This is a genomic window from Acetobacter fallax (assembly GCF_011516735.1).
GTDB lineage: Bacteria > Pseudomonadota > Alphaproteobacteria > Acetobacterales > Acetobacteraceae > Acetobacter > Acetobacter fallax.
The window spans coordinates 39,891-49,837 of sequence record NZ_WOSX01000025.1 but is presented as its reverse complement, the minus strand read 5'-3'; the positions used below and the strand labels follow the sequence as shown (position 1 = coordinate 49,837).

Annotated in this window: 11 protein-coding genes and 2 pseudogenes; 3 read left to right on the top strand and 10 right to left on the bottom strand. The window is 59.7% G+C overall.

Annotated elements, in window-relative coordinates:
• Together GOB85_RS12405 and GOB85_RS12400 are read right to left on the bottom strand one after the other, a co-directional pair.
• Positions 1-159, bottom strand: a pseudogene (locus tag GOB85_RS12405) (IS5/IS1182 family transposase); the annotation flags it as partial.
• Between the two features lie 39 nt (positions 160-198).
• Positions 199-1,029 (bottom strand): annotated as a pseudogene (locus tag GOB85_RS12400) (cobyric acid synthase); the annotation flags it as partial.
• A 186-nt stretch (positions 1,030-1,215) separates the two neighbouring features.
• Between GOB85_RS12400 and trpB the strand changes: the two are divergent.
• Both trpB and trpA read left to right on the top strand, forming a co-directional pair.
• A complete protein-coding gene (gene trpB, locus GOB85_RS12395; protein ID WP_173577801.1) occupies positions 1,216-2,439 on the top strand; it encodes a tryptophan synthase subunit beta in 1,224 nt (407 codons plus the stop codon).
• Positions 2,436-3,251 (top strand): tryptophan synthase subunit alpha, encoded by an 816-nt coding sequence (trpA, locus tag GOB85_RS12390; protein WP_173577800.1) that lies wholly within the window; start codon positions 2,436-2,438, stop codon positions 3,249-3,251. Before trpB ends, trpA begins: the two co-directional genes overlap by 4 nt.
• An 80-nt stretch (positions 3,252-3,331) precedes the next feature.
• Here trpA and GOB85_RS12385 read toward each other — a convergent pair whose 3' ends face one another.
• Positions 3,332-4,270, bottom strand: a complete 939-nt coding sequence (locus tag GOB85_RS12385) for a DMT family transporter (RefSeq protein ID WP_173577799.1) — start codon at positions 4,268-4,270, stop codon at positions 3,332-3,334.
• Positions 4,271-4,296: 26 nt separating this feature from the next.
• Between GOB85_RS12385 and GOB85_RS12380 the strand changes: the two genes are divergently transcribed.
• Positions 4,297-4,854 carry a helix-turn-helix domain-containing protein gene (locus tag GOB85_RS12380; protein WP_198912211.1) on the top strand — a complete coding sequence of 186 codons (558 nt, stop codon included), beginning with the start codon at positions 4,297-4,299 and terminating at the stop codon, positions 4,852-4,854.
• Between the two features lie 150 nt (positions 4,855-5,004).
• Here GOB85_RS12380 and GOB85_RS12375 read toward each other — a convergent pair whose 3' ends face one another.
• The 7 genes from GOB85_RS12375 to GOB85_RS12345 all read right to left on the bottom strand — a co-directional run bounded on the left by GOB85_RS12375 (position 5,005) and on the right by GOB85_RS12345 (position 9,936).
• A complete protein-coding gene (locus tag GOB85_RS12375; RefSeq protein WP_173577797.1) occupies positions 5,005-5,184 on the bottom strand; it encodes a DUF1328 domain-containing protein in 180 nt (59 codons plus the stop codon).
• A 135-nt stretch (positions 5,185-5,319) separates the two neighbouring features.
• On the bottom strand, positions 5,320-5,649 hold the full coding sequence (locus GOB85_RS12370) for a hypothetical protein (protein WP_338421727.1): 330 nt from the start codon (positions 5,647-5,649) through the stop codon (positions 5,320-5,322).
• Between the two features lie 30 nt (positions 5,650-5,679).
• On the bottom strand, positions 5,680-6,465 hold the full coding sequence (locus GOB85_RS12365; RefSeq protein WP_173577796.1) for an ABC transporter ATP-binding protein: 786 nt from the start codon (positions 6,463-6,465) through the stop codon (positions 5,680-5,682).
• 4 nt (positions 6,466-6,469) lie between these two features.
• Positions 6,470-7,237 (bottom strand): ABC transporter permease, encoded by a 768-nt coding sequence (locus GOB85_RS12360; RefSeq protein WP_173577795.1) that lies wholly within the window; start codon positions 7,235-7,237, stop codon positions 6,470-6,472.
• Positions 7,238-7,259: 22 nt separating this feature from the next.
• Positions 7,260-8,312, bottom strand: a complete 1,053-nt coding sequence (locus GOB85_RS12355; protein WP_173577794.1) for an ABC transporter substrate-binding protein — start codon at positions 8,310-8,312, stop codon at positions 7,260-7,262.
• A 156-nt stretch (positions 8,313-8,468) separates the two neighbouring features.
• Positions 8,469-8,894, bottom strand: a complete 426-nt coding sequence (rplQ, locus tag GOB85_RS12350) for a 50S ribosomal protein L17 (RefSeq protein ID WP_173577793.1) — start codon at positions 8,892-8,894, stop codon at positions 8,469-8,471.
• Positions 8,895-8,916: 22 nt separating this feature from the next.
• Positions 8,917-9,936 (bottom strand): DNA-directed RNA polymerase subunit alpha, encoded by a 1,020-nt coding sequence (locus GOB85_RS12345; protein WP_173577792.1) that lies wholly within the window; start codon positions 9,934-9,936, stop codon positions 8,917-8,919.
• Positions 9,937-9,947 lie beyond the last annotated feature (11 nt).

The window sequence follows — 9,947 nt, the reverse complement described above, 5'->3', positions numbered from 1 at the left end:
CTTGCCTCCCGTGCGCACTGGCACGCAGAACGCACTCATCGGAACCCGCTCAACGGCTGCGACAATGAAATGCGCCATATCGTCAGCAGGAAGCCACGACTTCAGATCAGGAGGCAGAAGATACGGCTGAGACCGGTCAGACGGGATGAAGCTGCTCATCTCACCACCTTACAACCTTACCCCTTCACAGGGTACCCCAACCCGACAGGCTGCTAGGTCAGGTTCCTGGCGCAGAGGATCGAGATCATCGAAATTAGCGATATGAGGCAGGATCGGGCAGGCGATGACTTTGCGGCCGGATGAGATAACGTGTCCGCGTTGCAGCACGACGGCGTCTTCATCCGGCAATCTGGCGGCAGCGGGAATAAAGGGGACGATGCCATAGCCTGCCCAGCCGGTAAAATGTTCGATGGCGTCATAACCATCTGCAAACAAGGCCGGATCTCCACGAAATTTGTTGATAATGAAGCCCCGGATCATGGATGCGTCGCCGGGGGCGAGCACGGTATGCGTGCCGGCCAGAGATGCGATAACCCCACCGCGATCGATATCTCCGACAAGGATGACCGGCACGGCGGCTTCATGGGCGAACCCCATATTAGCGATATCGCCTGCCCTGAGATTGATTTCGGCGGGTGAGCCGGCGCCTTCCACAACGACAATATCGGATTGTTTTTCGAGCCGCCTGTAACTTTCCATGACCTCCGGAATGAGTAAACGCCGGTCAGTCAGGAAGTTTCGACTGTCGAGATGTCCCCTCATCTGCCCCTGGACAATGAGCTGAGATCGGGTATCCGCCTGAGGCTTGAGCAGGACCGGGTTCATATCCGTATGCGTCGCAACACGGGCGGCAAGAGCCTGCAGAGCCTGGGCGCGGCCGATTTCACCGCCATTGCCTGCCACGGCGGCATTGTTGGACATATTTTGTGGTTTGAACGGAACGACTTTCAGGCCGCGGTTCGAGAATACCCGGCACAGGCCGGCAACCAGCACTGATTTTCCGACATCCGAACCTGTTCCCTGTATCATCAGGCCGGCCACATGCTTTTTCCTGCTACAGTTCAGTGCGCCTGTGATAGGAACCCCGCCGAGAGGCGGCAACCGCATTTCCGTGCAGGTTCGCCACATGGACGCTTTCATCCCGGCTCTGTTATACCGCCTGACAGGGCGGACCCGCCCCCGGTGCGGGTGCAGGAAGCAGGGATCGGTTAAGCGATGACGAACAGCACAGGAACGAACAGTCTGCGGAACGGGCCCGCTGAGTCCGGACATTTCGGCGATGGTCTTGGCGGGCGGTTCGTGGCCGAGACGCTGATGCCGCTGCTTCTGGAGCTGGATGACGCTTATAAGGCCGCGAAGACCGATCCGTCGTTTCACAAAGAGCTGTCGTTTTATCTGAAGGACTATGTGGGCCGCCCTTCCCCGCTCTGGTTCGCGCGTCGTCTGACGGAGCATTGCGGTGGCGCGAAGCTCTACATGAAGCGCGAGGAACTGAACCACACCGGCTCGCACAAGCTGAACAATGTGATGGGTCAGATTCTGCTGGCGCGGCGCATGGGACGGAAGCGGATTGTCGCGGAGACTGGCGCGGGCCAGCACGGTGTGGCGACGGCGACGGTGTGTGCGCTCTTTGGCATGCAGTGTGTGATCTATATGGGCGCCGTCGATGTTGAGCGGCAGCAGCCGAATGTGTTTCGCATGAAGCTTCTGGGCGCCGAGGTGATTCCGGTGACAGCCGGCGCCGGGACGCTGAAGGATGCGATGAACGAGGCGATGCGGGACTGGGTCGCCAATGTTCAAAACACATATTTTCTGGTTGGTACGGTCGCCGGGCCACATCCTTATCCGGCGATGGTGCGGGACTTTCAGTGTGTGATCGGTGAAGAGACGAAAGCGCAGATGCAGGAGAAGGAAGGACGTCTGCCGGATGTGATCGTGGCGGCGATCGGTGGCGGCTCGAACGCGATGGGGATTTTCCATCCGTTCCTTGACGATCCTTCGGTGCGGCTGATTGGTGTTGAGGCGACAGGTTACGGGCTGGACAGCGGCAAGACAGCGGCGTCGATCGAGCGCGGGTCGCGGGGCGTGCTGCATGGTAACCGCACCTACCTGTTGCAGGACGAGAACGGGCAGATCACCGAGGCTCATTCGATCAGCGCCGGACTGGATTATCCTGGTGTCGGGCCGGAACATTCCTGGCTGCATGAGATCGGGCGAGCAGACTATGTCGGTGCGACCGACGATGAGGCACTGGAAGCATTTCAGCTCTGCACACGCACCGAAGGCATTATTCCTGCACTGGAATCCGCACATGCCATTGCGTATGCCACAAAGATCGCGCCAACGCTGAGTCCGGAGACGCTGCTTGTCATCAATATTTCCGGCCGCGGAGACAAGGATATCTTCACGGTTGCTGATCGTCTGGGGGTGAAGCTGTGAGCCGCATTGCGCGCCGTTTTGCGGCACTGAAGCAGGAAGGGCGCGGGGCGCTGATTCCGTATCTTGAGGCCTGCGATCCGGATTTCGAGACATCGCTGACATTGCTGCGGGCGATGCCGGAAGCGGGTGCCGATCTGATCGAGATCGGGATGCCGTTTTCGGACCCTTCGGCCGATGGTCCGGTCATTCAGATGGCGGCGCGGCGCGGGCTGAAAGCCGGAGCGACGCTGCCACGTCTGTTTGAAATGGTTCATGCATTTCGCAAAAACGATCCGGATACGCCGGTGATTCTGATGGGGTATCTGAATCCCGTTGAGGCTTACGGGCCGCTGCGGTTTTGCGAGGACGCGGCGCGGGCCGGGATCGACGGGCTGATCATCGTCGATATGCCGCCGGAAGAGGCGAGCGTGATGCAGGCCTGCGCGGCGGAGAACGGGCTGGATATCATCCGGCTTGTCGCGCCGACGACAGATGATGCGCGGCTGAAGCTGGTGCTGAGCCATGCGTCGGGTTTTGTTTATTATGTGAGCATCACCGGCATTACCGGAACACGGTCTGCGAGCGATGCTGATCTTGAGGCGGCCCTGCCCCGGTTGCGGGCAGCGACAGATCTTCCGGTTGCAATCGGGTTTGGTATCCGCACGCCGGAACAGGCGGCTGCGGCCTCGCGGATCGCGGATGGGGCTGTCGTGGCTTCGGCACTGCTGAAGACGCTGGCGGAAACACTGGATGCAGAGGGCCGCGCGACTGCGGAGACGTTGCCGAAGGTGCTGGCGCAGTTGCAGGAGCTGGCTAAGGCGGTTCGGGGATAAGGTTTCCGGGCCTCATCCGTAAAAAATCACTTCACGAAATCATGCCCCGGACGAATGTCGGTCCGGGGCATGGGCCTGTTTCAGATCGTTGCGTCTGAATGGCGCTCCGCGCGGCTGATCCGGGCGGAGCGTGTGAATTTCGGGCGCCATTCACTGGCGACGACGCCGGCTATGATGAAGGCGGCGCCCAGCACCGCCAGCGACGGCAGGGTGTCGCCGGCGAGGCGCCCGACGATACCTCCCCAGACTGGCTCCCCGGCGTATATAACGGTTGCGCGGGTGGGAGAGACAACCTTCTGCGCCCAGTTCATGGTCAGCTGGATCACGACGCTCGCAATACCGAGGCCGACAGCGCAGAGTACCCAGACAGGCGGGCAGAATGGCACGGCCTCACCGGCGATGGGCATGAACAGCAGGGAGAACAGCCCGGCGAACAGAAGCTGCACGACGGTAATGCGTCGGCTGTCGACCTGAGTCGCGAAACGACTGATGAGGATGATTTCGCCAGCCATCGCAACCGTGCCGAGAAGTGTCGCGATTTCACCGTGACCGAGGCCGATCCGGTGAGCGTTCGGGCCGGCCAGAAGCATAAGGCCCGCAAAGGCAAGACCGATGCCGATCCAGCTCATGACATGCGGTGTTTTGCGCAGCACGAGCCACTGCATCAGGGGAACGACAGGCACATAGAGCGCTGTCAGAAATGCGGACTGGCTGCTGCTGATGCTGCGTAGCCCATATGCCTGGAGACTGCAGCCAAGGCAGATTGACAGACCGATCGCAGCGCCCGCCCACAGTTCGCGCATCGTGATATTACGCATTGTCTTCAGAAACAGGAGCAGGCTGATGATGCCGGCTGTCAGAAAGCGAATGCCGACAAAGAAGAGCGGGCCGCTATACTGTACGGCGGTATGCACGGTGAGGAAAGACGCACCCCACAGCATGGTGACGCCGACGAGAGCCAGTTCCTGGCGGGTGGGTCTGAAGCCATACTGCTTGCGATCGGATGAACTGTGCAACATAATGCGCAGTATATATGAGCAATATAATGCACAATCAATCCCCCTCAGATGGCGTTCTCTCTTATGTCAGCCAGAATCTTCGTCGTCTCCGTAAGGATTCCGGGATGAGTCAGGATGCTCTGGCCAAAGCGTCAGGGCTGAGCCGGCGGACAATCGTCAATCTTGAAAGTGGCGACACAAATATCAGCCTCGCCAGTCTGGACCGGCTTGCGGAAGCGCTGAGTACGAGTTTTGTGCAGCTGGTCGCTGACCCGCAGGCGGAACCCCGCCGGATCGAAGCTCTCGCCTGGCGAGGCCGAAAAGCGGGAAGTAAGGGCATCCTGCTCGGCAGCGTGTCTGCGCGCCGGGAGGCGGAGCTCTGGTCATGGTCGATTGAGCCTGGCGACTCTTATCACCCTGAGCCGGACCCGCCGGGCTGGACGGAAATGATCTTCGTCACCGTGGGGTGTCTGCGCATTGAACTGGAGACGGAGAGCATCACGGTCCCTGCCGGTGACTTTGCGATCTATAGCAGCGCGCAGTCGTACAGTTACATCAATGATGGCGAGAGCGTTGTCCGGTTTGTGCGGACCTCGGTGGAATAACGGACAAAATATAACGTGGCGAAAACATTTTTAGCGGGACATGCAACCTGCATCGTCACGGCGGGTTATCAGGAAAAAAATGCGGCGGCTGTCTCAGGACAGCCGCCGTTTCTTTTTACGCTACCAGGCAGACGCGGATCGTAGTCCTCATCATCTGCCCGATGCGGCACCGACCCCTATCAGTACGAGCACGAACAGAACGACGCAGATCACGATGGCAATAAAGAACAGAATCTTCGCCATGCCTGCAGCTGCGCTGGAAATACCACCAAAGCCGAACAGGCCGGCAATGATCGAAATGATCAAGAAAAACAGAGCGAGCCTCAGCATCGCATCCTCCTGTTAACACGGGCGAAATGCCATCGTTGCTTTAAACAGATTGACGACACGTGAGTTGCACCGGGTCATCACTGAGCCGGATAATTATCTGCTCTGCACGTGCCACTTCCGTTTAACCAGACCGGCTTACCGACGGGCGATCAGGATTCCTGTAACAAATCCGGCCACGGTGGCCACACCAAGCGCCAGCAGGGGAATATCGGCAGTGATATCGCGGACTGTATCCAGCCCGTCGGTGACGCAATCGCTGCACGCCGCCCAGCCTGTTCCGCGCCCCGATGGCTCTTTGCCGACACCCCGTCCGGGGCCGTCCTGCAGCCGACCCACGCCGTCTTCAAGAGTATATTGAGTTTCGTCCTGTCCGGTCTCCGCCATGATGGCCTCCTGTGGCTGATTTCTGGCCGCACTGTGTGTCGATGCGCAAGCCGGGTCAACGATCCGGATCGGGATCGCCACCGGATCGCTCCTGGCGGCGACTTTATCGGGTCAGATCTCGGCGGACTGCCAGTAAGCGGCGCCGCCGGGGTCGGACTCGCCGGCGATGAGGGCGCGCAGTCGACCGGCGAGGACGCGCATGGCCGGCGAAGAGGGATCACGGGGTCGCGGGCCGACGATCAGATCGCCACGAACGGAACCGGGGCTGCCAGCCAGCACGACGATCCGGTCGGCAAGCATAATGGCTTCATCAATGTCGTGGGTCACGAAGAGCACCGTCTTATGCGTGGCCTCCCAGATTGCCAGCAGTTCGGATTGCAGGCCTGTGCGGGTAATGGCATCAAGGGCGCCAAAAGGTTCATCCATGAGCAACAGGTCCGGATTGACGGTCAGTGCCCGCGCAACCCCGACACGCTGTCGCTGGCCACCGGAAAGCTGACGCGGCCAGCGGCCCGCTTCGGCGGAAAGCCCGACCAGGCGCAGTGCTTCATCAGCGCGGACATAGCGCTCCTTACGACTCAGACCGAGACTTTCCAGGCCGAGTTCGACGTTTTGTCTCACCGTGCGCCAGGGCATGAGACGCGCATCCTGAAAAACGAGTGCCGTGCGCCGTGAATCTGTCTGCTGAACAGACGGCGGAGCGAGTGTTATCTGGCCCTCTGTCGGCGGGATGAGTCCCATGATGACACGCAGTAATGTTGATTTTCCAACGCCTGAGGGACCCAGGACAGCGACGAATTCACCGGTATTGAGCGTCAGATCGACATGGCGGAAGACGAAGCTGCTGCCCCGGTCATGGGAGAGGCCGGTGTCGTCCAGATGAACCAGAGATGTCATGTGTTCAGCCCTGCCACCGCAACAGCCGGTCTCTCAGGAAACCGAAAAGGAAATCGGTCAGCGCATAGAGCCCGGCCATGGTGATCATGTAGACGACAACGATGTCGGTCGCGAGCAGGCTGGAGGCCTGCATCATCCGTGCGCCGATACCGGGAACACCAAAGAGTTCAGCAGCGACGACGGACATCCAGCCCTGTCCCAGCCCGGTGCGCAGTCCCGCAAGGAGTCCGGGGAGAGAAGCTGGCAGAATGACGTAACTCATCCTCGCCACAAATCCGCTGTGACCGAAGGCGGCGGCGACTTCACAGAGTTCCGGATCGACCGACTTCACGGCACCCCAGGCGGCGTAGAAGTTGATCCAGAAAACGGAGATGGCGATGATAAAGGTCGCTCCTGCCGTGTTCAGACCAAACCAGAGAATGGCGAACGGCACCCAGGCGAGACCGGGTATCGGACGAAGAAGACGTACGATGCCACCTGTCAGGGCATCGACCAGTGGCACGGCACCACAGACGAGTCCTGCTGCGGCACCGAGAACCGAACCGATGGCAAGACCGGCAGCATAATGGCCCAGACTGTCACGCACGGCGCCTTGCCAGTAGCCGCCTGCCAGTTCGCTGCGCCATGCGGGCCAGAGTTCTGTCGGTGCGGGCAGAAGGCCAGGCGGGACCACATGGAACTGTACGCAGATCTGCCAGATAACAAGCAATACAACGAGCCCTGCGATGCTCAGGGCCGTGCGTGTCCCGGTTCCCGGGCGCAGAACAATCATAAACCCGGTGCCTTCAGTGAAGTTATGGCGTCGCCTGGTGCCATGTCTCCAGATCGAAGAGACCTTCGACCGGAGCGGCATTGCGGAGCAGTCCCTGGGAAACCTCGAAATCCTGCAGGGTTTTCACGCTCGCGGTGATACGCCCCGGATCGGCGACGAAATCCCTCGCTGAAGCCTTGAGGGCCCCTTCAATCAGGGCCGGTTTCATCAGACCGCCGCCAAGAGCGGAAGCGACATACGGAGCGGCCTCTTCAGGATGAGACGCGATCAGGTCGGTTGCTTTGACGAAGAGCGCGGTCAGCTTCCCTTTCCAGACAGCGCGGTCCGGCGCATCAGGATGCAGAACCGCGAAGACCGACCCGGGCTGGTCCGGTATCAGATCATGGCCGGTGGCAAGAATGCGTGCGTCGGGCACGCGGGCACGAATGATGGTCAGAGCCGGCTCACGCAGGATGGCGGCATCCACGGCGCCGGCAAGAAAGGCCTGCTGAGCGGCATCGATATCAATACCGACAATATCGACAGCGTCGGACGCTACGCCGGCCTCTTCCTTAAGCCAGTAGCGCAGCACCGTATCGGGCACGGAGCCCTGGGGCTGGGCGGCAATTTTCGGCTTGCGACTGGTCACCGTAGTGAAGTGTGAGAGACGTTCTGTCAGAGCCTCGCGTGTGAGCCCGCCAGGCTTCGTCGCGTCAAGTCCGGCGGCAAGCGGACCGTGCGCGACGACGGAGAGCTCTTCAATGGCCCCGGTTGCCAATACCTTGACATCTACTCCATGAGCCCGAACCTGAAGAAGCGGCAGAACCCCGGCAACGTAAGCATCAATACGACCAGCGACGAGAGCCTGAATTGCCTGGGGACCGGAGGTGAAACGCACAAGTTGCAGATCCAGCCCGGCGTCTTTTGCCCAGCCTTTACCATCGATCACAAACAGCGCGGACGATCCCAGAACCGGAATATAACCAACCCGGACCGTTGTGGCCGCAGATGCCTTACCTGCCCCCGTTATCAGTGCCAGACAGAGCACCGCAGCAACCATACGAAGAACTGATATCCACGCAATTCTCTTTATCATCGACGGTCGCCCAGCATTATTTAATACGAATGAGCATAGTGATAGCACACCCACTGAAGCCAATATACAATGATCAGAGATAGTTTGACAATTCCACACCACACAAACAAAAAAGCCGGCCCAAAGGCCGGCTTTTTTGTCTCAACTCCGCAAAACTTAAGCGGCGAGATCATCCTGAGGTTCATGAACCGGACGAGGTCCGCTGTCCTGACCTTTTGCAGATACGTCACGATCGATCAGTTCGATCAGCGCCATATCAGCAGCATCGCCATGACGAACGCCGGCCCGCAGCACGCGGGCATAGCCGCCCGTGCGTGATTTGTAGCGCTCGGCGACGACCGAGAACAGCTTACTGACGACTGTATCGTCACGAAGCTGAGCATAAGCCTGACGACGCGCGTGCAGATCACCGCGCTTGCCAAGTGTGATCAGTTTCTCGACGACCGGACGAAGTTCTTTCGCCTTCGGCAACGTCGTCGTGATCTGCTCATGCTTGATGAGAGCAACAGCCATATTGCGGAACATCGCCGCACGATGGGTAGAGGTAACGCCGAGCTTCCGACCGGCAACACCGTGACGCATTGTTAAGTCTCCTTGTTGCGGATCAGAAGGGCTCGTCGAGCCGCTTCGCAAGATCCTCGATATTCTCCGGCGGCCACGCCGGAACATTCATTCCAAGCGAAAGTCCCATAGTGGTGAGGACTTCCTTGATTTCGTTCAGCGACTTCCGGCCAAAGTTCGGCGTGCGCAGCATTTCCTGCTCTGTCTTCTGAACCAGATCACCGATGTAGATGATGTTGTCGTTCTTCAGGCAGTTTGCCGAACGCACCGAAAGCTCCAGCTCGTCCACTTTCCGCAGAAGATTGCGGTTGAACGGCAGATCGTCTTCCGGCTCGGCGGGCACAACCGGACGCGGCTCATCGAAATTGATGAACAGCTGCAGCTGATCCTGAAGGATCCGGGCTGCAAGAGCGACAGCATCTTCCGGAGTGACGGAGCCATTCGTCTCCACCGTCAGAAGCAGGCGGTCATAATCGGTGACCTGCCCAACGCGGGTCGGTTCGACTTTGTAAGACACGCGCTTCACCGGCGAATAAATCGCATCGATGGGGATAAGCCCGATCGGCGCGTCTTCCGGACGGTTTGCGGCGGCCGGAACATAGCCCTTACCGATATTGACCGTGAATTCCATACCAAGCTTCACGCCGTCATCAAGCGTGCAGATCACGAGATCAGGGTTCATGATCTCGACGCCGTGTCCGGCCTGAATCTGACCAGCGCGCACTTCACCAGGGCCGGTGGCCGTGAGCATCATGCGCTTCGGGCCTTCGCCGTGCATGTTCAGTGCAAGCTGCTTGATGTTCAGCACGATATCGGTGACGTCTTCACGCACACCCGGCACCGAGGAGAATTCGTGCAGCACACCGTCGATCTGGATGGCGGTGATGGCTGCGCCCTGCAAAGAAGAAAGCAGAATGCGACGCAGCGCATTACCGAGCGTCAAGCCAAAGCCGCGCTCGAGCGGCTCCGCGACCACCGTCGCAATCCGCGACGGGACGGTTCCGGGCTCGAATTCCAGCTTCTCCGGCTTGATCAGGGATTGCCAGTTTTTCTGGAGCACCAAGGTGTCGGCCT